The sequence below is a fragment of the Abiotrophia sp. HMSC24B09 genome, assembly GCF_001815865.1.
In the GTDB taxonomy this organism is placed as follows: domain Bacteria; phylum Bacillota; class Bacilli; order Lactobacillales; family Aerococcaceae; genus Abiotrophia.
Map to the genome: position 1 here is coordinate 79,703 of NZ_KV822187.1, position 21,186 is coordinate 100,888.

Sequence of the window (21,186 nt, forward strand, 5' to 3'; positions counted from 1 at the left end):
TGAAATTACAAAAGGAGGCGTCCCAATGTCGTCATTGCATGAGCGGAACTACCCGTCCGCCCCTAAAAAGAAAAAAAGCAAGATGGACCTACTAGTCCGCGTTACAGCTATTCTCATGGTCCTCTTGATGGTCGGCACCCTTGTCGGCTCAGTCATCCTGTCATTCATTAACCGCTAATTCTATCTTGTAAGGAGGTCGCCATGTCGCAAGTAGTCTACTATACGCCAGATTCTGAAATTAAGACGGAATGTGCCAGCGAAGCCTTGGCCCTACTCCTAGGCAAGAAATGGGTACCCCGCATCATTGAAATCCTCAGCCAGGGACCCCAACGCTTTGGCCAGCTCCACAAGGAATTGGATGGCGCCAGCCCCAAGATGCTCAAGCAACAATTGGCGCTTCTAGAAGCCAATGGCTTGATTATCAACCACAAGGAGTCACAAGCCAATCAAGTGAGCTCCACCTACTGCCTGACGGATACCGGCCAGAGCCTAGTGACCATCATTAGCGCCATGAAGGACTGGGGCAGCCAACATTTACAATGTGACCATTCCTAAGGTTAGGACTTTTTTGTCCTAGCCTTTTTTGCTTGCCATAACATAATATAAAAGCGTCTCCTTGGGGAGACGCTTATTTTTATAGAATTAACATGGAATCGCCAAAGCTGAAGAAGCGGTACTCTGCCTCCACCGCATGTTCATAAGCTGCTAGGACCGCCTCTCGATTATAGAAGGCTGATACCAGCATAACCAAGGTCGAACATGGCAAATGGAAGTTGGTAATCAAGTGATCAACTACCTTAAATTCAAAGCCCGGCGAGATAAAAATCTGAGTCCAGCCAGAATCTGCTCGAACTTGACCATCAAATTTAGTGGCAATGGTCTCCAGGGTGCGGACACTGGTAGTCCCTACTGCAAAAATCTTGCCGCCACGTGCCTGAACGGCCTGGATAGCGTCAGCTGAGGATTGGCTCAATTGATAGTATTCTGCGTGCATTTCATGATCTTCAATGCTATCGGCTGAGACTGGACGGAAGGTGCCCAAACCCACATGTAGGACTAGGGGAATAATTTCCACTCCCTTGGCCTTGATTGCCTCTAACAATTCATCGGTGAAGTGAAGCCCTGCTGTTGGAGCAGCCGCGGAACCATTTTCCTTAGCATAGACGGTCTGGTAGCGATCCGCATCCTCTAGGCGTTCCTTAATATAAGGTGGCAATGGCATTTGACCTAGAGATTCTAGAATTTCTAGGAAGACTCCCTCATAGGAAAATTCAATGATCCGACCACCATGGTCCCCTTCAGAGACGACGGTTGCTGTCAAACGGCCATCCTCGCCAAAGACAATCTGGGTCCCTGTCTTGGCGCGGCGAGCTGGCTTAATCAAACATTCCCATTGATTGCCCTGGGTGTTATTAAGCAGCAGGACCTCCAAGTGCCCGCCTGTTTCCGGCTTGATACCGAAAAGACGGGCCGGAATAACCCGGGTCTCATTGACCACCAAGGCATCGCCTGGATTGAGAAAATTAATAATTTGATCAAATTGCAAATCTTGCTTTTGGCCCGTTTGACGGTCTAAAACCAATAAGCGCGAAGCTGCCCGATCCGCCAATGGCGTTTGGGCGATAAGGCGCTCTGGTAAGTGATAATCAAAATCTTTGGTTGTTAACATTTCTAGCTTTACTCTACTTTCTCTCTATCATCTGGGTTGGAATAGGCATAGCCTAGGTGCTCATAGGCCAAGGCAGTCGCCTGTCTCCCCCGCGGGGTCCGCTGAATGAAGCCATTTTGCACCAAGTAAGGTTCGTACATATCTTCCAGGGTTTCGGTATCCTCTCCAATATTGACGGCCAAGGTATTAAGCCCTACTGGCCCGCCACCATAAAACTCAATCAGACAGCTAAGAATCTTACGGTCGATAGCATCTAAGCCATATTGGTCGATTTCCAGGACTTCTAGAGCGGTTTGAGCCATCCTTAAGTCAACCACGCCCTGACCCTTAACTTGGGCAAAGTCGCGTACCCGTTTGAGAATACGGTTGGCAATACGTGGCGTCCCCCGGCTACGCAAGGAGATTTCCCGCGCCCCCTCAGAATCAATCCGCGTCTCGAAGACATCGGCGGATCGTTCAACAATCAGAGCCAATTCATCTGGCGTATAAAATTGCATGTGGGAGACAATACCGAAGCGGTCCCGCAAAGGCTTGGACAGGGAACCTGCCCGTGTGGTCGCCCCAATCAAGGTAAAAGGAGGCAACTCAAAGTGGACTGGATGGGCCGAAGGTCCCTGGCCAATAATAATATCGACAAAATAATCTTCCATGGCCGAATAGAGGACTTCTTCGATGACCCGAGGTAGGCGGTGGATTTCATCAATGAAGAGAATATCGCCTGGGCTTAATTCATTGAGCAAGGCCAATAAATCACCCGACCGCTCAATGGCAGGCCCACTGGTTGTGTGGAGCCCTACCCCCATCTCATTGGCGATGACCATGGCCATGGTGGTCTTACCTAGACCTGGTGGCCCATAGAGCAAGACATGGTCCAGGGCCTCTTCCCTTTGCTTAGCAGCTTGGATATAGATGGCTATTTCGTCTTTGATTTTGGACTGACCAATGTATTCGGACAGGCGACTTGGCCGTAGACTGAGTAAGTTACTCTCGTCTTCCGGCTGCCAGTTACCCGACAGCATACGTTCATCATGAGACATGGTCGCCCCTCCTCTACTTTCTTAATAACTTGAAGGCTGCACTCAGCATTTCCTGAGTGGAAGTCAGGCCAGCTTCTTGCAGCGGCTTCTCAACCTTCTTAATTTCCTTAGCCGAATAGCCTAAGCCAGCCAAGGCCTCTAAGGCTTCTTCTAAATGCTGTTGGCTAACTGGAGCCGATGCTTGCGTCTGCGCATGCGCTTGGAAATCCAGATTACCACTTAGGTCTAAGATCATTTGTTGGGCGGTCTTCTTGCCCACTCCTGGGAACTTGGTCAGGTAGGTAGAATCCCCAGAATCAATGGCCTGAATTAAGCCCGCATGGTCGTCCAAGGCCAAGATCGATAAAGCACTCTTGGGTCCGATACCCGATACCTTAAGCAAGGTATTGAAGAGTTGCTTCTCCTGATGATCACGGAAACCATAGAGGGTCATGGCGTCTTCCCGGACCACTAATTCTACCGGACAGAGGACTTGCTGGTGCAATTCCCCCTGCCAACGGTAGGGATTGGCGCAGAGCAGGCGATAGCCCACACCATTTGCGCTAATTACAAGATAAAGGGGCTGGATTTGGACCAGCTCCCCTTGGATAAATTCATACATTAGTTTTACTCCACGTATTGTTTATAGTCGCTATAGCCAGCCTCATCCATTTCTTCGTAAGGGATGAAGCGTAGGGCTGCTGAATTAATGCAGTAGCGTAAGCCCCCTAGTTCCTTAGGCCCATCGCCAAAGACATGGCCTAGATGGGAGTCTGCCTTGGCAGAGCGTACTTCTGTCCGCACCCGGGCCAGAGAGGCATCTTCTTTTTCGACAATTTCAGAGGCTTGGATTGGCTTAGAAAAAGCTGGCCAGCCACAGCCCGCATCATACTTGGCAGCACTTGAGAAGAGAGGCTCCCCACTCACAATGTCCACGTAGATGCCCTTCTCATAGAAATCATCGTATTCGCCACTAAAAGGACGTTCGGTGGCATTTTCTTGGGTAACCTTGTATTGGATTTCATTTAAGCCCTTGATGGCTTCTTGATAGTGTTCTTGACTCATAATTGGTGACCTCCTTGGTGTGGATCTTGAATCCGTTTGAATAGTTTTTCCAGGGTCTTGTCGGTAATTTGGACAAAGACTGGCCGGCCATGGGGACAGTGGAAAGGATCATCCAAACCGTCCAGGGCCTGAATGAGGTAGCTAGCCTGACTGTCGTCTAGGTAGTGGTTGGCCTTAATGGCGCCCCGACAGGACTGCATAATCAAGGCGGCTTCCTTGATTTGGTTAATGCTTAAATCTGGTTGTTTGACCAAGCGTTCGGTCAGATCCCGCACCGTCTGTTCTACTTCATGGGCTTCTAGCCAAGTTGGATAAGAGGCTAATTGATAGGTCTTAGGACCAAAGGCTTCTAAGACAATGCCCAGTTCTTCCAATCTTGGTAAGACTTGGTCTAATCCTGCTAGCTCAGCTGGGCTAAAGTGGAAGAGATAAGGTAACAAGAGGGTTTGCTGGGTCTTGGTATCCATTTCCTGCTTCATAAAGGCCTCATAGCGAATTCGCTCTTGAGCCGCATGTTGGTCAATCAGGTAGAAGCCTTCTGGACTTTCCGCAATCAAATAAGTGCCATGAATCTGGCCGACATAGCGTAAGTGACCAAAGGATGGACGTAAGTCCTGACCGCCACTAGGCTGAGCTTGGGTCTCCTTATGAGACTCCTCTGGTGCCGCTTGAACTGGCTGAATAGGACTAGGCTCTGATTCCTCTAGCTTGCTGGCTTGCGCCACTTGGCTATCTTGCCAATCAGGGGCTAGACTTTCAGCCACCTGACTGATTGGTGCTGATTGGGCTGGCTGACTTGGTTGGCTTGCTTGGCTAGTCTTTAAGTCATCGTATCCGTCATAAGCCGAGTCAAATGTCGGCTCATTCCCCTTCCCATCCAAATCTAAAGGCATGACTTGGCTTGCTAGAGGACCTTGAGGGCTGGCTTGATTTGTTTGATGGAAGAGTCGGCCACCTGCCAGTTCTTGAACCTGGGCATTTGGCACAGGATTGAGGCTGGCTAGACTGTCCACCACCGCCTGAGTCAGCAATTGACCTAGTTCGTTTTCCTTGCTGAGCCGAACGGTTTGCTTAGTTGGATGGACATTCACATCTACTAGACGAGGATCTAACTCAATTGCAATAACGGCCAAAGGATAGCGGCCAATCATGAGTTGGCGGCCATAGGCTCGTAGCAAGAGCTCTGTCAAAGCATAGGAACGAACGGCCCGGCCATTAATCATCCAGTGGATATAATGCTTAGAAGTCCGGGTCAACTGAGGTGGCGAGATATAGCCTCGAATCTTGAAGTCCAGATTCTCCGCCTCTAAGGCTATGAGCTGACGAGCTAGCGCCGGTTGATAGACATTGGCTATAGTCTGGCGCAAGTCCCCAGTTCCGAAGGACTGGAAGATGGTTTGGCCGTCATTTACCAAATGGAAGCGAATGTCGGGATAGGCCATGGCAATATCCTGAATAAAGTTCAAGCTATGCTTGAGCTCCGTCTTCAGACTACTCAAATGCTTAAGACGGGCTGGCGTGTTATAGAAGAGACTATCTACGGTCAAGGTCGTTCCCTTGCGGGCACTGGTCATGCCCTGGGCTTGCACCTGAGAGCCGGCAATCTCAATATAGTGACCGGCTTTAGCTCCGGCTTGCATGGATTCTACCCGGACCTTGGCGACAGACCCAATACTGGCTAGGGCTTCACCCCGGAAACCCAGTGATTTGATTTGAAAGAGGTCATGGACATCATAGAGCTTACTGGTGGCGTGAGGCAGAAAAGCCTTGACCAAATCTTCAGCATCCATGCCTTCCCCATCGTCAATAACCTTAACCTGCTGAATTCCCGCTTCTCGTAGCTCCACCCGAATGGTCTGGGCGCCTGCGTCAATGGCATTCTCCACTAACTCCTTAACGACCGAAGCGGGACGTTCTACGACTTCACCGGCCGCTATCTGGTTGGCTAAGGCTTCTGGCATTTGTTGAATCTTGCCCATGAAATCCCTCCTTTCAATAACTTCTTAGAAAATTACTTTAATTGATCTTGCATGGCTGCTAGGCCTTCTAGGGCCTGAAGTGGTGTTAATTGGTTAATGTCCAAATCAGCCAATTGCTTGAGCACTCGCTCCTGGTCTTCTCTCAAAACCTTAGGCGAAGGCTTAGTCGCCGGCAGGTCGAAGAGCGAAAGCTGGCCGTCACTTTCTGGTTCTTGGCGTCTCAGCCATTGGCTGTTAGACTCCAATTCCTGCAAGACTTCCTGGCTTTGAACCAATAGAGATTGTGGCAGGCCTGCTAGTTTGGCGACGTGAATCCCATAACTCTTGTCGGCAGCCCCTTCCAAAATCTTATGTAGGAAGACCACTTGGCCCTTTTGCTCGGTGGCACCCACATGAATATTGCGTAAGACTGGTAATTTAGTCGATAAATCAGTCAATTCATGGTAGTGGGTGGAGAAGACGGTGGCTGCTTGCACTTCTTGAGCCAGGTAATAAAGAATGGCTTCGGCAAGGGCCATGCCATCGAAGGTGGCAGTCCCCCGCCCGATTTCGTCGAAGAGCAGGAGCGATCGTGGGGTCGCTTCGCGCAGGGCCACATTGGTTTCCATCATTTCCACCATGAAGGTCGACTGACCACTAGAAATATCATCAGAAGCCCCTATCCGGGTGAAAATCTTATCGACAATTGGCAGCTTGGCCGACTTGGCTGGCACAAAACAACCAATCTGGTTGAGAATGACGCAGAAGGCAATCTGTCGCATATAGGTACTCTTCCCTGACATGTTAGGACCTGTTAAAAGCAGCAGAGGCTGGTCTGGTAAGAGGACAAAGTCATTAGGCACAAAAGCAGCCTTACCGATTAATTTTTCTAAGGCTGGATGGCGGCTAGCCTCCAGTTGGAAATGCTTGGCTTCTGCCACCAATTCTGGCTGACAGTAATCTTCCCGCTCACTTAGACTGGCAAAGTTAGCCAAGACATCTAGGCTGGCAATCTGGCTAGCCAAGGTCTGTAACTGGCCTGTAAAAGCCGCAATGGCTTGGCGTAGCTCGGTGAAGAGCTGGTATTCTAACTGGGTGGCCTTTTCTTGGGCACCCAGGATGGTGGTCTCAAGTTGCTTGAGTTCCTCCGTAATAAACCGCTCCGCATTACTGAGGGTTTGCTTGCGGATATAGCGCGGATCATCAAAGTTAGCTGATTGAAGGCGGCTCATTTCAATATAGTAGCCAAAAACCTTGTTGTAGCCAACTTTGAGGGTTTTCAGCCCCGTTCTCTCACGTTCACGTTGTTGTAATTCTGCCAACCATTGGTGGCCATTAGCTAAGGCATCCCGGTATTGGTCCAATTCCTCATGGTAGCCCGGCCGAATGATATTGCCTTCGGTCACTGATATTGGTGGTTCATCCGCTAAAACTGTGTCAATGAGCTGATAGAGCTCCTGAAAGTCCGGCAAGCGCTCAAAGAGCACCTGATTCTGGCTAGCATTGAGTCCGTCTAAAATCCGATTAATATGCGGAATCTGGCCAAGGGATTGGCGCAAATGGTCCACGTCACGAGCATTGGCAGTCCCCAGACTAATCCGCGTCACAAGACGCTCCAAGTCATAGACAGTTTCAAAGGCGGCAATCAGGTCTAAACGTTCAAAATAGGCCGACATGAGTTGGGCCACCTGTTGGTGACGCTGACGCAAAAGGCCTTCGTCAATCAGGGGCTTTTCTAGCCACTGATGCAGCATGCGGCCACCCATGGCCGTCTTGGTATGATCAATCAACCAGAGCAGACTGCCCTTCTTACGCCCTGTTCTCAGAGACTTGGTTAATTCCAACTGACTTTTAGCAAAATGATTCATCTGCAGATAGTCAGCTAAGGCATAACGGACAACAGGCTGCAAATGACCTAGAGCTTGTTTTTGAATGCTGTAAAGATAAGCTAGCAGGAGATTCAAGAGGCTGGCTTCTTGAGAGCTGGCTTGGTCTAGCACCCACTGGGTCCCTACCTCCATCTGGTCGGTTAGGTCAAAGCTAGACAGATAAATAGCCAATTGCTGGATAATTTGGTCTTTGAGCTCGGTATCCAGACTGCTATCGACTACTATCTCACTTGGTTTGAGGGCATAGAGCTCACTAAAGAGCTGGGCTTGTCTTGGCGTTTGGGTGACTTTAATTTCCCCAGTAGAGACATCAATGGCCGCCAGGTAGAAGGTCTGGCCTTCCTGACGTAAGGCCACTAAGTAGTTATTCTCCTTGACTTCAAGGGCTTCTTCTTCAATCAGGGTCCCAGGCGTAATGACTTGAACCACTTCCCGTTTGACCATGCCCTTGGTTAGTTTTGGATCTTCCACCTGCTCACAGATGGCTACCTTATTGCCTGACTCAATCAGACGTTTGATATAATCTTTGGCTGAGTGATAAGGGACTCCACACATAGGGATGGGGTTGTCGGCCTTCTTATTGCGGGAGGTCAGGGTAATTTCCAGTATCTTGGCAGCCTTAAGGGCATCGTCGAAGAACATCTCATAAAAGTCCCCCAAACGATAGAAAAGGAAGGCATCCGGATATTGGGCTTTAATTTCATGATATTGCGCCATCATGGGCGTCATTTTAGCTTCTGCAGTCACGGAGGGCATCCTCCCTTCTTAATAGTATTTGCTTAGAGACTCCTGGGTCACCTGAATCGGCACAATGGACTTGGCAAGCCCTGTCTTATCATCTAAATCAATCAAGCAGGCACTGAGCACCAATGGCCCCTTGCTTTCTTGAACTAGGCGCGTTGGCAACTGGCTGGTGAAGCGCTGAATGACTTCCTTAGCCGCAAAGCCCAGAATACTGTCTTGGGCTCCTGTCATGCCCACGTCAGTCAGACTAGCAGTTCCGCCTGCCAAGACCTTGGCATCATTGGTTTGAACATGGGTATGGGTTCCGACGACAGCCGACACACGGCCATCTAAATAATGGGCCAGGGCCAACTTCTCGCTAGTCGCTTCCGCATGGCAATCTACAAAGATAAAAGGTGTTTGCTTACGGGCCTGATCTACTAGTTCATCAATCATGAGAAAGGGACTGGTGACCGGATTCATAAAGACAGTACCTAGGACATTAATGACCGCCACTTGATATTGGTTATAGCGCACATAGTGGATACCCTTGCCAGGCGTTGTGGCCGGCAAATTAGCAGGACGCACCAAAGGCTTGGCTCCTTCTATGAAGTTATAGAGGTCCCGGTTATCAAAGGAATGGTTGCCCAAGGTAATGGCTTCTACGCCTAGGCTTAGAATTTGCTTATAGAGTTTCTCAGTCAAGCCTCGGCCATCGGCGGCATTCTCTGCATTGACGATGGTTACTTGGGGCCGGTGAGTCTGCTTAAGATAAGGCAGATAGCTAGTTAAGGCCTCCATACCTGCAGTGCCCACAATATCGCCAACAAATAATAGCTTCATGGTCTCCCTCTTTCTCTTTTGACATCTCTTTTATTTTACCAATCCTTAGCCCTAAAATAAAGGAAAAAGGCGTTAGCTTCCCCATTAAAAAAAGCGCTGAATCCTTAGATTCAGTCGCTTATTTACTTTGATATTTAGACTGGAGCGAACCAATGAGGTTAGCTGGCACCAAACTGGTCAAATCGCCACCATAGCTGGCAATCTCCTTGACCAGGCTAGAGCTAATGTGCTGATAGGCTGGCTGGGCTTGCAGGAAAATGGTCTCCAGGTCAGGATTGAGGCCCCGATTGGCTTGAGCAATGGGTAATTCATAGACATAATCCCCTGAATGGCGCAGACCGCGAACTAGGCAAGTGGCCCCAAGTTCTTTGGCTAGGTCGGCCATGAGCTGGCCTTCTAGCACCTGGATTGACACATTAGGTAAATGACCCAAGCAAGCCTGCAAATGAGCCAAGCGCTCTTCTAAGCTGAAGAGTGGCTGTTTGAGGGCATTGACTCCCACCACTACATAGAGACGGTTGAAAAGCCGGCTGGCCCGTTCAATCAAATCCACATGTCCCAAGGTAATAGGATCAAAACTCCCTGCAAAGAGAGCCACGGTTTCTTGTCTATCGGCCATAAGCCTTCCTCCTTAATCCGCTTCTGACATCCCGTAGAAATGAATCTGGGTTTGGCCATAGCGTTTGTGTTGATAGCGTTGATAGCCGGCAATGACCGCTGGCAAGTCCGTCACATCATCGGTCTCGCAAACCAGAGTCGTCTCAGGACCGATTAAGCCTTGGGCTTGCAGCCATTCAATGTCTTCTACCAGTTTCTGTTTGGCATAGGGTGGATCTAATAAGACCAGGTCGAAGACCAAGTCAGCTTGAGAGACTTTTAGGCTTTGAAGGCTCTTGCGATTGTCCCCTGCCAAAACTGTGAAGCGGTCTTCTTCCTTGGTCATGACGATGTTTTGCTCTATGGTCTGTAAGGCCGGACGGTACTTTTCGGTCATGACCGCGCGGTCCATGCCGCGAGAAACAGCTTCAATAGCCAGAGCCCCGCTGCCCCCATAGAAATCCAGGCAAAGGCCACCATCAAAAAAGCCACCCAAAGATGAGAAGATGGCTTCCTTAATTTTGTCGGTAGTCGGCCGCGTGTTGAGGCCTGGAACAGGCTTAAGTGGACGGCTGCCATAACGTCCTGCGACTACTCTCATGCTGGCGCCCCACTCTCAGCGACCGATTCATTCTTGTCGAGTGAAGAGGCCAAATCAGATAAGAAATTATCCTTGTGTTGGCCGGCCAAGTTGCCCTTCTCGCTCTCTGGTTTGAGGTCTGGATCCTTACGGTTAGGAATGGCGTCCTTGAAGGTCATGTCGATGTCATCGCGCATGGACCCTTCCACCTTACGCACGAAGTGTAGGCGATTGAGTTGTTGGGTCACTTGGTCTACTTGGTTGGCATTGACGTAGAGCACCACATAACGTAGCCGATCACTAATATAGTGGACATGACCGTATTTTCGAATATTCTTGACTTGTTTCAAGGAATAGAGCCAGACAATAAGCTCTTTACGCTTGACCATCTTAAATTCCATGATAGTCCTCCTTTACTTGCGAGGCTTGTGCTTCTATGACTCGCTTTTCTTCAATAATCATGACTTGTAAGACCCCGACCAACATCATGGTCAAGACCATACTGGTCCCCCCATAGGAGACAAAGGGTAAGGTAACCCCGGTCAGAGGCACCAAGCCGGATACCCCACCGATATTGAGGCTTGATTGAACTAAGAGCAGACAGCCAACCCCGGTGAAGACGGCGCGACGGAAGGTATCTTGACTCTTGGCTGCCCAACGGAAGCAGAGGAAAATCAAGGCCGATAGTAGTAAGACTACCACGACCAGGCCCACTAGGCCTGACTCTTCCCCAATCACCGCCAAAATATAGTCCGTATGACCTGCTGGCAAACCTTCTTGTTTGGTCAGGGAATGCCCTATCCCTCGGCCAAAGAGGCCACCACGGCTGATAGCAATATAGGCGTTAACTAATTGGTAACCCGCTGCCTTGGCATACTTAAAGGGGTTAACAAAGGAACCAAAACGCCGTAATTGATAATGGTCACTGGTCGCCAGCTTATCCGCATTGGTATAAATCCAGGTGATAAGCCCGACACCTACTAATGCAAGTGCTAATAAGACGCCTTTTTGGGTTTTGCTATTCATGATTAAGGCTAAGGCCACCAACAATAAAGTGGCTGAAATAATCATAAACATCCCCATATCAGGCTGGGCAAAAATAAGGACTAAATCCAAGAGCATCAAACCGATGGAAATGACGGATTCATAGTCCATGTTGGCAAACCAACGTTCTTTAGTTAGTAGCACTTCACGTCTTGACTTGACACAAAGAATCCCCATCAAGAGAATCAAACCAATCTTGGCCAACTCACCTGGTTGGAAGTTGAGACCCATAAAGCTGAGCCAACTTCTGGCTCCACCACCAGAGACCCCGATAAAACGCGTCAGTAAGATTAAGAAGGCGATAAGGCCGTTGGCGACAAAGAGCCAGAAAGGCTCAATATAGAGGCGATAAGGCAGGCAAATGGCCACTGCCGATACCGCTAGCCCTAAGCCAATCCCAAACATTTGCCGGCTTAGATAGTGTAGTGGCGTGGGCACTGTTGCCCCATTCTCCAATAAATATTGTGTTGAACTATAGACCATAATCAGGCTATAGACACTCAATAGACCGACAATCAAGAGTATCCACCAATCCATACGGCTGAAGTTATAGCGAATCTGGGCCAAGAAGTGCTGTCCTGACTGCTTGGCATGATTCGGATGCTTTGCTTTTTGCATGCTGTGATAGGCCTCCCTACATAGTACACATATTATACCATAGGACTGAGCATGAAGAAACCCATAGCTACTCAAAAGGCCGGCAAATGGGCATAGAGCCAGATTTTACCCATGGTAAAAACAAAAAGAGGCTAGGACTCAGTCCTAACCTCTCTCATTATTAAGCTTCAACTGCTACTGGGTAGACAGAAACTTGTTTCTTGTCGCGACCTTTACGTTCGAAACGTACCACGCCGTCCACTAATGCGAACAATGTGTCGTCGCCACCTTTACCAACGTTTACCCCTGGGTGGATTTTAGTACCGCGTTGACGGTATAAGATAGAACCACCAGTGATGGTTTGGCCGTCAGCTGCTTTAGCACCTAAACGTTTTGCACGAGAGTCACGACCGTTAGAAGTCGAACCCCCCCCTTTTTTGTGGGCGAATAATTGTAAGTTTAATTTCAACATTCTCGAGCACCTCCTATTTTGCTTGGTTAATCTTCAAGTGTATAAACTCTGGATAATTGTCAGCCAGGACCTCCAAAGCATACACTAAATGACGCAATAAGACTTGCGCATCATGCTCCTGTTGCTTGTTAGAGCAAGCCGGAACCGTCAGCTTCAAGTAGCCACCTGCTACCTCATCGACTTGGACATCGTAGGGCAGCCCGACTAATCGTTCAAGTGAATTCTCTACTGAGATAACCTGGCTTGATACTGCCGCACAGACAATATCCTCGCCATACTCCCCTGCACCGGCATGACCGGACAGTTCCAGTTGACGGATAGCACCTTTGGTATCCACTTGGCCTTTGATCTTAATCATAAGAATTAAGCGTTGATCGCTTCAACAACTAATTTAGTGTAAGGTTGACGGTGACCTTGTTTGCGGTGAGTGTCTTTACGACGTTTGTATTTGAAAGTCACGACTTTCTTAGCACGGCCTTGTTTTTCAACTTTAGCCACTACAGAAGCGCCTTCTACTAATGGAGTCCCAACTTTAGTTGATTCGCCACCTACTAAGACTACTTGGTCAAAGGTAACAGTTTCGCCTGCTTCTGCGTTGAGTTTTTCAACGAAGATTGTTTGACCTACTTCTACTTTTACTTGCTTTCCGCCTGTTTTGATAATTGCGTACATTCAAGCACCTCCTTTATTTTTCTTTCGGGGTTGATCCCCTGCACTTAGACTCGCCATGTTAAGTGGCCAAATGGCACTTAGACTCAACTTGCGCGGTTGCAGATGTGGTGCTACACATAAACAACAGTCATATTATAGACCATCTCACTAGCAAAGTCAACTGCTAGAAGTGACTTCTTAGAAAAGTCCAAGTCCACATCTTCTAGTTTTTCCCCCTACTTAAGTAGGCCTTGGCGCAACAAGAAGTCATGGGCCACTTCCTTGGCTGATTTGCCTTCCACGTCAACTTGATAGTTCATGGTAGCCATCTCGGTAGCCGTAATCTTCTTATGGAGCTTGTTGAGGATGCCCTCTAACTCAGGATGTTGCTTGAGGGTTTCCTCCCGTAAGAGTGGCGCCCCTTGGTAAGGTGGGAAGAGGTGTTTGTCATCTTGTAGGAGTTTGAGGCCATATTTGATAATCTGACTATCCGTCGAATAAACTTCGATAATATCAAGTTTATCCAGTTCTAGCGCCTGATAACGTAAGGCCGGTTCCATGGTTTGAATGTTAAGATTTAGACCATAGAGGGACTCTAGCCCTTTTTTACCATCAGGACGGTCATTAAACTCTAAGGAAAAACCAGTGCGAGCTGTCGATTCTACCTTCTTCAAGTCCGATATGGTCTCTAAGCCATGCTCCATAGCATAGGCTTCTTTGACCGCAATGGCATAGGTATTTTGGTAGGCCATAGGCTTGAGATAAATCAACTTATCCTGTTGGTATATGCCATCCCGCGCCGCCTCGTAGACGGCTTCCTGGTCATTGGCCACCTTCGGTGGATTGGTTAGCAACGAAGCTGTAATGGTCCCGGAGAATTCAGGATAGATATCGATACTGCCAGCCTTTAGGGCTTCATAGAGGAAGGAGGTCTTACCAAAGTTTGGCTTAACTTCGACTTGCAGGTGGCTATCCTGTTCAATTAACTCCTTATAGAGATGAATCAAGATATCCGGTTCAGCCCCTAATTTACCTGCAATAATTAGCTTGTTGTTACCCATTGGCAGCAAATAAGGTTGGGCAAAGCTTGCCACCACTAAGATCGCTGTTGTTAAGAAGCTTAAAAGCAAGGTCTTAGGACGCCGCTTTGTCAGCCCTCCCAGAATTAAGCTAATGACGACTGCCAAGAATGCCGAGCTAATGGCCCCTATCAAGATTAAGGCGGAATCATTGCGGTCAATCCCTAAGAGAATGAGGCTACCCAAGCCTCCCGCCCCAATCAAGGCCGCTAAAGTCGCAGTCCCAATAATCATGACGGCGGCCGTCCGAATGCCAGACATCATGACCGGCATGGCCAGAGCAAGCTGATACTTACCTAGTTTTTCCCAGCGCGTCATACCAAAGGCTGTTGCTGCCTCTTCCAATTGAGGGTCCAACTCCCAGAAGGCAGTGATGGTATTTTGCACAATTGGAAAGAGCCCGTAAACCACCAGGGTCACAATGGCCGGCAGGGTTCCAATCCCAATAAAGGGAATCAATAAGCCCAAGATTGCCAGTGAGGGAATAGTCTGCACAATCCCCGTTAACTGCAGCATCCAAGACGCCAGACGACGATAGTTAACCAGAATAATGGAGAGTGGTACAGCAATCAAAATGGCTAGTAAGAGAGCTGCTAGAGATATTTGCAGATGTTGCCAAATAGCCGTCTGCCAATCGCCAAAACGATTAATAAAGACCTCTACTAAGTTATGCATGCTGCTCACCTCCCTTAAAGAATTGGGCGACTGTCTCATTAGCTGGTTCTGCTAGGATAGTGGCAGGATCCGCCATTTGAAGAATCTGCCCTTCGTGCATGACGCAAATCCGGTCCCCTAATTTAAGAGCTTCCTGCATATCATGGGTGACGAAAACGATCGTCAGGCCTAATTCTTGGTGCAATTGCTTGATTAAATCCTGGAGCTGGGTCTTAGAAACGGGGTCTAAGGCACTAAAAGGTTCATCCATTAACAATAATTGAGGCTGAGAGATGATAGCTCGCAGGATCCCTACCCGCTGCTGTTCCCCACCTGACAGTTGACTTGGATAACGGCCCTTATATTTATCTGGCGCCAAGCCTACCTTAGTCATTAAGTCCTGGACGGCTTGCTGGCGCTTGGCCTTGGGCCATTTTTTCATTTCAGGGATGAGTTCGATATTCTCTTCCACCGTTAAATTTGGAAAGAGCGCCCCCTGCTGGAGGACATAACCCGTATCCAGGCGCAAGCTTCTAAGGTCAAGGTCTTTAATGGCTTGATTATTCCGATAGATTTTGCCCTGACTCGGCTCAATCAGGCGGTTAATCATCTTAAGCGTGGTGGTCTTGCCACTCCCACTTTTACCAACTAAGATGAAAAACTCCCCTGCTTCTATCTCAAAAGTCAAATTATCCAGGGCGCGCGCCCCGTCAAAATCTTTACTTACTGCTTCAAATCTTATCATAAGGTCATCTCCTTCATTTGAGCCTCTAAGGCGATTGCATAGCGTGAGCTTAAGGCGACTAGCTGGTCCAATTCTTGCTCCGAAAAATCCGCCATAGCTGCTTGCTCCATGGCATGTAGGCGGCTGATAATAGGCTCAGCAAAGGCCAAACCCTCTGGCGTCAGGCACACCTTCTTCTGCCGCTTGTCTTTTGTGTTTGAACATAGGCTGACATAGCCCTTGGCTAGCCAGCTCTTAATAGTAGCGTGGACTACCTGTTTGGTGGACTGGGTCTTCTCGGCCAGATAGCCTTGAGAGCAGCCATTTGGCGAGTGATAGAGCCAGAGCAAGATGACCAGACTCTTACCTTGGAGGCCCACCCGGCGGGCATAGCATTCAAAGAGACACACTTGTTGGTCCCAGAGCCGTATATAGCGGCGATCAATTAGTGATTGTGTCATGGTCACCTTCCTCCTTCAATTTACCTTATGACTAGCTTAGCATATAATTTCAAACTTAGTCAAAACATTTGACTATATCCACCCATCAAAAAACTCCGCGCTAAGCGCGGAGTCAGTTTTAAACGATATAGTAATTCTCGTAACCTAACCAAGTCAGAATAGACCGGGTTGGGAAATAGAGGACAAAGGATAGAACCGTATTGAAAATCAAGGTCGGTACCAGGTTCTCCATAATAAAGCGACTCAAGGTCACCTGGGTATAGCCTGTCTCCCGATAGAAAACAAAGATGGCAAAATCCAAGAGACTGATTAAGACGATAAAGAGCATAAAATGCACCAGCCCACGCTTAGGCAGATAACGTTTAATTCGGGTCACACAATAGGCGATGAACCAATAGCCAAAGGCGAAAATCCCAATGATGGTCGTGTTATAGCTATCTGCAACCACCCCAAACAAGAGGCTATAGAGGAGGACTTCACGCTCACGGAAATAGAAAGCAAAGGTGATGACCCAATAGAGCATAAGATGACTGACAATCCGCTGACTATCAGCCAAAAACTCAGCTGGGAAGATAGCTGGCAAGGCAGAATCGATGATAATGGAGAAGAAGAAGACTAGCGGGATAAACCAACGTAATTTGCGTTCTCTAGTAACCTTCATACTTACTCACTCCGTCCCTGACGCTTAATAACCGTCACAAAGCGGATATCTGTCATTTCACCGGCTGGCTTAATCCGAACCGTTTGGAAGAGACCATAGTCATCCATCTTGGCTTCGGTTACTTCCCCGATTAAGAGTGAAGATGGCGTCACGCCCCCTAAGCCTGAGGTTTGAACCAAGTCCCCTGCAGCTACTGAAACCGTTGGATCGACTTGCGTCATCAAGTATTCCTTGGTCTTGCGGTCATAGCCCGAGATAATGCCGTTGGCTGAACCAGACTTAATCTGAATGCTAGCGGCTACCTTACCGTCATTGGATTGTTCATTGGACAGGAGTAGGACCTTAGAACTGGTTGGGTTGACTTCGATAATACGGCCAATCAAGCCGTTACCTGACATAACCGACATGTTCTTCTGGATTCCTTCGTTAGCCCCTACGTTAATGACCAGACTCTCCATCCATTGATCGGGATTCCGGGCAATAACGGTCGCATGTACGGTCGTATATTCGGACAAGGACTCGGTCAAGTTGAGTTCTTGCTTCATCTTGCCGTTCTCCGCTTCCAAGTCGGCTACCCGTACTTGGAGTTCGTAAATCTTGTCGATTTTTTCTTTTAAGTGTTGGTTTTCTTCATGGGTGTTAATCAAGTTATCAACTGAATCCACGAAGCGCACGACCATGGAAACCGGCTCAGAAAAGAGACGGCCACCCCAGGCGGTCGCATCATTAATAGCACTGGTCACCGCATTGTTGGCCCCATTAATCATGGTATAGGCGACCACGGACACTACTGCGATGGCAGACAGGAGTATCCAGATTAATTTCTTATTATTTAACATTCAAGTATATCTCCTTTTCTGCCTAACGCGCGTTCCGTTCTTTTTCTTTGGCTTGGTCAGTCATAGTCTTAAGCATCTTGCCAGCACCAATAGCCACGGCATCAATAGGTTGCTGACTCAAATGAACAGGTACGCCCACGCTATCATGCAAGCGTTCAGGCAGGCGTTTCAAGAGGGCCGCGCCCCCGGTCAAGACGATACCGTTCTCGCTAATGTCCGCAGCCAATTCAGGCGGCGTCACTTCTAGAACCTGGCGGATGCCGGTCGCTATTTGGCGAATGACTTCGTCAAGCCCTTGGGCCACAACAGCTGCGGTTACTTCCTTGCTGTCAGGCAGACCTGTGCCCGAATTACGGCCTTTGACGACCAGAGTATCTTCTTTATCATAATCTGCATAGGCGGCATTGCCAATGGACAGCTTCAAGTCTTCAGCTGCCTGGTCCCCAATCACCAAGTGGTAATGGGTCCGCACTAATTCCTTAATGGCTTGGTTCATAGCATTGCCTGCTGCGCGTGAGGTCAAGGATTTGACCACTTCGCCATAGGAAATCAAGGCAATATTGGTAGTCCCCGCGCCAATATCGACTAGGAGATGGCCACGTGGTTCATAAATCGGCAAATTTGCCCCTACGGCTGCCGAGAAAGATTCATCAATAATCATGGCCCGGCCAATTCCTAGGTCCTTGAGGGCGTCCACAACGGCACGGCGCTCAACCTTGGAAATATTGCTAGGTACTGAGATAACCACCTCAGGCTTAGATAGACTGCGGTGGAGAGCCTTCTTGATGAAGAAAGCCAAGAGTTGTTTGGTCAAGGAAAAGTCTGCGATGACGCCATCTTGGATGGGATGAATGGTTTCATATTTGTCGGACGTACGCCCAACTAAAGCCGCTGCTTCCTTGCCATAAGCCACGACTTCTTTGGTTTCTGAATTGATTGCGATAATAGAAGGTTCTCTTAACGCAATGCCCTTATTCTCAATGTAAATGATGGTATTAGCGGTCCCTAGGTCAATCCCTAAGCGTTGCTTGCCGAATAAAGCCATTAAGATGTCCTCCTTCACTAGAAATTATAGCTACAATCCATTATAGCAAAAAAGCCCCCTTCATTCTACTCTTGACCGTTGAAATATTTGAAATTTGCCTGACACGCCTCCGCCTTAAAAATCTTGGCCCTTAAAAAATGCGAAAGCCACCCCTTTGGTCTATATATATATGAGGAGTGATTTTTATGAGAAAAACTGTCAGCTACCTAAGAGAGCTACCTCCCGATAGCCTACCCAGGGAACGGCTGGTCAACTTTGGCGCCAAGGCCCTCTCTAACCAAGAATTGCTGGCCATTCTGTTAGGAACCGGCAGTCAGGACTTGAGAGTCTTAGACTTATCCCTGGCTGTCCTGACCCATTTTCGGGACTTGAGCGAGCTCAAGTCTGCCAGTCTAGATCAGTTTGAAGCCATTAAGGGCATCGGGCCCGTCAAGGCCATCCAACTTCAAGCCTGCATCGAACTAGGCCAACGCATTGCCCAGAAGCGACCACCTAAGCTAGGCACCCTTACCTCCACTAAGGCTGCTGGCCAATGGTTGCACGATGCCCTATGTGATATGCAGCAGGAGCACCTCATGGCCCTCTTCCTAAACAGCAAGAATCAAGTCATTCGTCAACAAATCATCTTTATTGGCTCGGTCAATGCCAGTGTAGCCCATCCCCGCGAAATCTTCAAGGAAGCCGTCAAGTATCCGACTGCCCGCCTCATCATCGCCCACAACCATCCCTCTGGGGATCCTGAACCTTCTCAAGCCGACCTGCACTTTACCCAGCGCATGATTCAATGTGGTGATTTGATGGGCATTGAACTGCTAGACCACTTTATTATTGGGCATGATGACTATGTTAGCTTGCGGGAAACGACTAAGCTCTTTCACTAAATTGTCTGTACAACCAATAAGTTGCGTCAGTATCATTAGTAGATATGCATAGTATTTCCAATTATTTTTAGTATAACGCTTGCAATTTGTATAGTGAGTGCTATAATAAAGTTATATTTTATGTTTAGTAAGATCGCGATGTCCCTATCACCTTCTAACGACGGCTAGAATATAATATAGACTGTGAGACAGCACAAGGAGGAATTGCATAATGGAGCAAGGTAAGGTAAAATGGTTTAACTCAGAAAAAGGCTTCGGTTTTATCGAACGCGAAAACGGCAACGATGTATTCGTTCACTTTTCTGCGATTTTGGGTGAAGGCTATAAAACCTTAGAAGAAGGCCAAGTTGTTAACTTCGAAGTTGAAGAAGGCGCTCGTGGTCCTCAAGCAGCAAATGTTGAAAAATTAGCTTAACACCAATAAGCATACAAAAAGCGATGGAGCTTCCATCGCTTTATTTTTTTCGACAAATTTCGGTACCGGTTTTTGTAATTTAATTTTATGTATAATTTATCTAAAAAATTCCTTGACCTGGCTGATAAAATAGAGGGATCCCGTTAAAATCAAGGCATTTTTTGCTTGCTTCTGACCTGCTTGATAGTCCACTAGCTTAGGCTGCCAGTCTAAGAAAGGCAAAGCTGTTTGCGCCTGCCAATCAGCTTGCGCCATGGCACCAGGATAGTCAAAGGTCGACAGATAGACTGCCATCCCCTCTTCCGCCCACTTGTGCAGATAAGTTAGATGACTGGCCTGGTCCTTGCGCTTGAGGCCAGCAAAAATTACCGTCACCTGGTAATCTGCCAAATCATGCGTCAGAAACTTATCCAAGGCTTGGAGGCCTTGACTATTATGGGCGCCATCGACCAAGATAAGTGGCTCATGACTTAAGCACTCTAGGCGCCCCCTGCCCGAAGGTGATGACCTAACATGGCAATGGTCACCTGGTCAAAGTGTCGCCCTGATGGCAAAGTCACTTGCCAGTTTCGTTTACTTAGGCCTCTGCCTTCTTGCATAGGAGTAACATGGTAATCCCGGCCTAATTGCATGACTTGCCCCTGAAAGTTTTGATTAACCAGTAGGTCAGGTAAGACTGCCAAGGCTTCTTGGGGTAGGCGCCCTAGCCCCACTAGCCCAGTTCCCGGCTTAATAATGCCAAACTTTTGCTGGGCAATCTCTGTCAGACTATGGCCCAGTCGATCCTGGTGATCATAGCCAATAGTGGTAATCAGGGCCATATCAGCCTCCAGCACATTGGTGCAATCCCAGAGCCCCCCTACTCCTACTTCTATCAGGCAGACATCAAGTTGACACTGACAGAAATAGACTAGCATCATGACGGTATAGAGTTCAAAGCCAGAGAGCGGACCCCAATCTTGGGCTATCAATTTTTCATTAAGCTCAACCATAGTACGTACCAATTCCACTAGTTTCTCATCCTCAATGGGCTGGCCGCTAACCATGAGTCGCTCGTTGAAGGCCAGGATATGGGGCGAGGAAAAGGCCCCAACTCTCAGCCCTTGGCTGATAAACAAACCCTGTAAGTAGGCCAAGGTTGAGCCCTTGCCGTTGGTACCTGCTAGTTGAATAATACTTGGCAGAGACGCTTGTGGCTGGCCTAACAGGCTTAAAGCATGGCGCATGCGGTCAAATCCTGGTCTAAGCTGATGACTGGTCTGGCGACTGAGCCAGGAATGCGCGGCTTCAATACTTGTCATTTCTTGTCCCATGACTTCCTCC

The 21,186-nt window shown here is 48.4% G+C and carries 26 protein-coding genes and 1 other annotated feature; of the genes, 4 read left to right on the forward strand and 22 right to left on the reverse strand.

All coding sequences use genetic code 11. The features are described 5' to 3' along the window. The first annotated feature begins 25 nt into the window (after positions 1-25). Both HMPREF3093_RS09655 and HMPREF3093_RS00315 read left to right on the forward strand, forming a co-directional pair. Complete coding sequence (locus HMPREF3093_RS09655) at positions 26-178, forward strand: DUF4044 domain-containing protein (protein WP_143227627.1); 153 nt, start codon at positions 26-28, stop codon at positions 176-178. Positions 179-201: 23 nt separating this feature from the next. Beyond that, positions 202-555, forward strand: coding sequence for a winged helix-turn-helix transcriptional regulator (locus tag HMPREF3093_RS00315; RefSeq protein WP_070755076.1), 354 nt, complete (start codon positions 202-204; stop codon positions 553-555). 79 nt (positions 556-634) lie between these two features. Here the strand turns inward: HMPREF3093_RS00315 and queA are convergent, their stop codons facing one another. From queA to HMPREF3093_RS00415, 20 genes are all read right to left on the reverse strand, one after another. Then, entirely contained in the window at positions 635-1,669 is a 1,035-nt protein-coding gene (gene queA, locus HMPREF3093_RS00320; protein ID WP_070755077.1) for a tRNA preQ1(34) S-adenosylmethionine ribosyltransferase-isomerase QueA, read from the reverse strand. A gap of 8 nt (positions 1,670-1,677) precedes the next feature. Continuing rightward, on the reverse strand, positions 1,678-2,706 hold the full coding sequence (gene ruvB / locus HMPREF3093_RS00325; protein WP_070755078.1) for a Holliday junction branch migration DNA helicase RuvB: 1,029 nt from the start codon (positions 2,704-2,706) through the stop codon (positions 1,678-1,680). 13 nt (positions 2,707-2,719) lie between these two features. Further along, complete coding sequence (ruvA, locus tag HMPREF3093_RS00330) at positions 2,720-3,307, reverse strand: Holliday junction branch migration protein RuvA (RefSeq protein WP_070755079.1); 588 nt, start codon at positions 3,305-3,307, stop codon at positions 2,720-2,722. Between the two features lie 5 nt (positions 3,308-3,312). Further along, positions 3,313-3,750: a peptide-methionine (R)-S-oxide reductase MsrB gene (msrB, locus tag HMPREF3093_RS00335; RefSeq protein ID WP_070755080.1), complete on the reverse strand. Its 438-nt coding sequence runs from the start codon at positions 3,748-3,750 to the stop codon at positions 3,313-3,315. Next, positions 3,747-5,729 (reverse strand): DNA mismatch repair endonuclease MutL, encoded by a 1,983-nt coding sequence (gene mutL, locus HMPREF3093_RS00340; protein WP_070755081.1) that lies wholly within the window; start codon positions 5,727-5,729, stop codon positions 3,747-3,749. Before mutL ends, msrB begins: the two co-directional genes overlap by 4 nt. Before the next feature lie 32 nt (positions 5,730-5,761). Continuing rightward, on the reverse strand, positions 5,762-8,344 hold the full coding sequence (mutS, locus tag HMPREF3093_RS00345; RefSeq protein ID WP_373880572.1) for a DNA mismatch repair protein MutS: 2,583 nt from the start codon (positions 8,342-8,344) through the stop codon (positions 5,762-5,764). An 18-nt stretch (positions 8,345-8,362) separates the two neighbouring features. Then, the gene (locus tag HMPREF3093_RS00350) at positions 8,363-9,163 is read right to left on the reverse strand and encodes a TIGR00282 family metallophosphoesterase (protein WP_070755083.1); all 801 of its coding nucleotides are present in this window, start codon (positions 9,161-9,163) and stop codon (positions 8,363-8,365) included. A gap of 118 nt (positions 9,164-9,281) precedes the next feature. After that, complete coding sequence (coaD, locus tag HMPREF3093_RS00355; RefSeq protein WP_070755084.1) at positions 9,282-9,782, reverse strand: pantetheine-phosphate adenylyltransferase; 501 nt, start codon at positions 9,780-9,782, stop codon at positions 9,282-9,284. Between the two features lie 12 nt (positions 9,783-9,794). Beyond that, entirely contained in the window at positions 9,795-10,361 is a 567-nt protein-coding gene (gene rsmD / locus HMPREF3093_RS00360; protein ID WP_070755085.1) for a 16S rRNA (guanine(966)-N(2))-methyltransferase RsmD, read from the reverse strand. Next, a complete protein-coding gene (locus tag HMPREF3093_RS00365; RefSeq protein ID WP_070755086.1) occupies positions 10,358-10,741 on the reverse strand; it encodes a YlbG family protein in 384 nt (127 codons plus the stop codon). Before HMPREF3093_RS00365 ends, rsmD begins: the two co-directional genes overlap by 4 nt. Beyond that, the gene (locus HMPREF3093_RS00370; protein WP_070755087.1) at positions 10,731-12,002 is read right to left on the reverse strand and encodes an FtsW/RodA/SpoVE family cell cycle protein; all 1,272 of its coding nucleotides are present in this window, start codon (positions 12,000-12,002) and stop codon (positions 10,731-10,733) included. Before HMPREF3093_RS00370 ends, HMPREF3093_RS00365 begins: the two co-directional genes overlap by 11 nt. A gap of 160 nt (positions 12,003-12,162) precedes the next feature. Continuing rightward, the gene (gene rpmA, locus HMPREF3093_RS00375) at positions 12,163-12,453 is read right to left on the reverse strand and encodes a 50S ribosomal protein L27 (RefSeq protein ID WP_070755088.1); all 291 of its coding nucleotides are present in this window, start codon (positions 12,451-12,453) and stop codon (positions 12,163-12,165) included. 13 nt (positions 12,454-12,466) lie between these two features. After that, a complete protein-coding gene (locus HMPREF3093_RS00380; RefSeq protein ID WP_023391945.1) occupies positions 12,467-12,811 on the reverse strand; it encodes a ribosomal-processing cysteine protease Prp in 345 nt (114 codons plus the stop codon). A 5-nt stretch (positions 12,812-12,816) separates the two neighbouring features. Beyond that, a complete protein-coding gene (gene rplU, locus HMPREF3093_RS00385) occupies positions 12,817-13,125 on the reverse strand; it encodes a 50S ribosomal protein L21 (RefSeq protein ID WP_023391944.1) in 309 nt (102 codons plus the stop codon). A gap of 36 nt (positions 13,126-13,161) precedes the next feature. Next, positions 13,162-13,233: a sequence feature (ribosomal protein L21 leader region), on the reverse strand. A gap of 107 nt (positions 13,234-13,340) precedes the next feature. Further along, entirely contained in the window at positions 13,341-14,858 is a 1,518-nt protein-coding gene (locus tag HMPREF3093_RS00390; RefSeq protein ID WP_070755089.1) for an ABC transporter permease/substrate-binding protein, read from the reverse strand. Next, on the reverse strand, positions 14,851-15,582 hold the full coding sequence (locus HMPREF3093_RS00395; RefSeq protein WP_070755090.1) for an ABC transporter ATP-binding protein: 732 nt from the start codon (positions 15,580-15,582) through the stop codon (positions 14,851-14,853). Before HMPREF3093_RS00395 ends, HMPREF3093_RS00390 begins: the two co-directional genes overlap by 8 nt. Next, positions 15,579-16,022: a MarR family winged helix-turn-helix transcriptional regulator gene (locus HMPREF3093_RS00400; protein ID WP_070755091.1), complete on the reverse strand. Its 444-nt coding sequence runs from the start codon at positions 16,020-16,022 to the stop codon at positions 15,579-15,581. The genes HMPREF3093_RS00395 and HMPREF3093_RS00400 overlap by 4 nt, the downstream gene beginning before the upstream one ends. Positions 16,023-16,140: 118 nt before the next feature. Beyond that, positions 16,141-16,683, reverse strand: a complete 543-nt coding sequence (gene mreD, locus HMPREF3093_RS00405; RefSeq protein WP_070755092.1) for a rod shape-determining protein MreD — start codon at positions 16,681-16,683, stop codon at positions 16,141-16,143. A gap of 2 nt (positions 16,684-16,685) precedes the next feature. After that, a complete protein-coding gene (gene mreC / locus HMPREF3093_RS00410) occupies positions 16,686-17,522 on the reverse strand; it encodes a rod shape-determining protein MreC (protein WP_023391938.1) in 837 nt (278 codons plus the stop codon). Positions 17,523-17,544: 22 nt separating this feature from the next. Continuing rightward, the gene (locus HMPREF3093_RS00415; protein ID WP_035364217.1) at positions 17,545-18,567 is read right to left on the reverse strand and encodes a rod shape-determining protein; all 1,023 of its coding nucleotides are present in this window, start codon (positions 18,565-18,567) and stop codon (positions 17,545-17,547) included. Between the two features lie 185 nt (positions 18,568-18,752). Here HMPREF3093_RS00415 and radC point away from each other — a divergent pair, with 185 nt between their 5' ends. Both radC and HMPREF3093_RS00425 read left to right on the forward strand, forming a co-directional pair. Then, on the forward strand, positions 18,753-19,448 hold the full coding sequence (gene radC / locus HMPREF3093_RS00420; RefSeq protein ID WP_023391936.1) for a RadC family protein: 696 nt from the start codon (positions 18,753-18,755) through the stop codon (positions 19,446-19,448). A 211-nt stretch (positions 19,449-19,659) separates the two neighbouring features. Next, positions 19,660-19,863, forward strand: a complete 204-nt coding sequence (locus HMPREF3093_RS00425) for a cold-shock protein (RefSeq protein WP_023391935.1) — start codon at positions 19,660-19,662, stop codon at positions 19,861-19,863. Positions 19,864-19,959: 96 nt separating this feature from the next. Here the strand turns inward: HMPREF3093_RS00425 and HMPREF3093_RS00430 are convergent, their stop codons facing one another. Both HMPREF3093_RS00430 and HMPREF3093_RS00435 read right to left on the reverse strand, forming a co-directional pair. Continuing rightward, positions 19,960-20,316 carry a folylpolyglutamate synthase/dihydrofolate synthase family protein gene (locus HMPREF3093_RS00430; protein ID WP_070755093.1) on the reverse strand — a complete coding sequence of 119 codons (357 nt, stop codon included), beginning with the start codon at positions 20,314-20,316 and terminating at the stop codon, positions 19,960-19,962. A 26-nt stretch (positions 20,317-20,342) separates the two neighbouring features. Continuing rightward, positions 20,343-21,176, reverse strand: a complete 834-nt coding sequence (locus HMPREF3093_RS00435; RefSeq protein WP_070755094.1) for a bifunctional folylpolyglutamate synthase/dihydrofolate synthase — start codon at positions 21,174-21,176, stop codon at positions 20,343-20,345. Positions 21,177-21,186 lie beyond the last annotated feature (10 nt).

Coding starts and splice junctions, on each gene's coding strand:
- HMPREF3093_RS09655 (WP_143227627.1), top strand. CDS start 26: ATGTCGTCATTGCATGAGCGGAACTACCCGTCCGCCCCTAAAAAGAAA.
- HMPREF3093_RS00315 (WP_070755076.1), top strand. CDS start 202: ATGTCGCAAGTAGTCTACTATACGCCAGATTCTGAAATTAAGACGGAA.
- queA (WP_070755077.1), bottom strand. CDS start 1,669: ATGTTAACAACCAAAGATTTTGATTATCACTTACCAGAGCGCCTTATC.
- ruvB (WP_070755078.1), bottom strand. CDS start 2,706: ATGTCTCATGATGAACGTATGCTGTCGGGTAACTGGCAGCCGGAAGAC.
- ruvA (WP_070755079.1), bottom strand. CDS start 3,307: ATGTATGAATTTATCCAAGGGGAGCTGGTCCAAATCCAGCCCCTTTAT.
- msrB (WP_070755080.1), bottom strand. CDS start 3,750: ATGAGTCAAGAACACTATCAAGAAGCCATCAAGGGCTTAAATGAAATC.
- mutL (WP_070755081.1), bottom strand. CDS start 5,729: ATGGGCAAGATTCAACAAATGCCAGAAGCCTTAGCCAACCAGATAGCG.
- HMPREF3093_RS00350 (WP_070755083.1), bottom strand. CDS start 9,163: ATGAAGCTATTATTTGTTGGCGATATTGTGGGCACTGCAGGTATGGAG.
- coaD (WP_070755084.1), bottom strand. CDS start 9,782: ATGGCCGATAGACAAGAAACCGTGGCTCTCTTTGCAGGGAGTTTTGAT.
- rsmD (WP_070755085.1), bottom strand. CDS start 10,361: ATGAGAGTAGTCGCAGGACGTTATGGCAGCCGTCCACTTAAGCCTGTT.
- HMPREF3093_RS00365 (WP_070755086.1), bottom strand. CDS start 10,741: ATGGAATTTAAGATGGTCAAGCGTAAAGAGCTTATTGTCTGGCTCTAT.
- HMPREF3093_RS00370 (WP_070755087.1), bottom strand. CDS start 12,002: ATGCAAAAAGCAAAGCATCCGAATCATGCCAAGCAGTCAGGACAGCAC.
- rpmA (WP_070755088.1), bottom strand. CDS start 12,453: ATGTTGAAATTAAACTTACAATTATTCGCCCACAAAAAAGGGGGGGGT.
- HMPREF3093_RS00380 (WP_023391945.1), bottom strand. CDS start 12,811: ATGATTAAGATCAAAGGCCAAGTGGATACCAAAGGTGCTATCCGTCAA.
- rplU (WP_023391944.1), bottom strand. CDS start 13,125: ATGTACGCAATTATCAAAACAGGCGGAAAGCAAGTAAAAGTAGAAGTA.
- HMPREF3093_RS00390 (WP_070755089.1), bottom strand. CDS start 14,858: ATGCATAACTTAGTAGAGGTCTTTATTAATCGTTTTGGCGATTGGCAG.
- HMPREF3093_RS00395 (WP_070755090.1), bottom strand. CDS start 15,582: ATGATAAGATTTGAAGCAGTAAGTAAAGATTTTGACGGGGCGCGCGCC.
- HMPREF3093_RS00400 (WP_070755091.1), bottom strand. CDS start 16,022: ATGACACAATCACTAATTGATCGCCGCTATATACGGCTCTGGGACCAA.
- mreD (WP_070755092.1), bottom strand. CDS start 16,683: ATGAAGGTTACTAGAGAACGCAAATTACGTTGGTTTATCCCGCTAGTC.
- mreC (WP_023391938.1), bottom strand. CDS start 17,522: ATGTTAAATAATAAGAAATTAATCTGGATACTCCTGTCTGCCATCGCA.
- HMPREF3093_RS00415 (WP_035364217.1), bottom strand. CDS start 18,567: ATGGCTTTATTCGGCAAGCAACGCTTAGGGATTGACCTAGGGACCGCT.
- radC (WP_023391936.1), top strand. CDS start 18,753: ATGAGAAAAACTGTCAGCTACCTAAGAGAGCTACCTCCCGATAGCCTA.
- HMPREF3093_RS00425 (WP_023391935.1), top strand. CDS start 19,660: ATGGAGCAAGGTAAGGTAAAATGGTTTAACTCAGAAAAAGGCTTCGGT.
- HMPREF3093_RS00435 (WP_070755094.1), bottom strand. CDS start 21,176: ATGGGACAAGAAATGACAAGTATTGAAGCCGCGCATTCCTGGCTCAGT.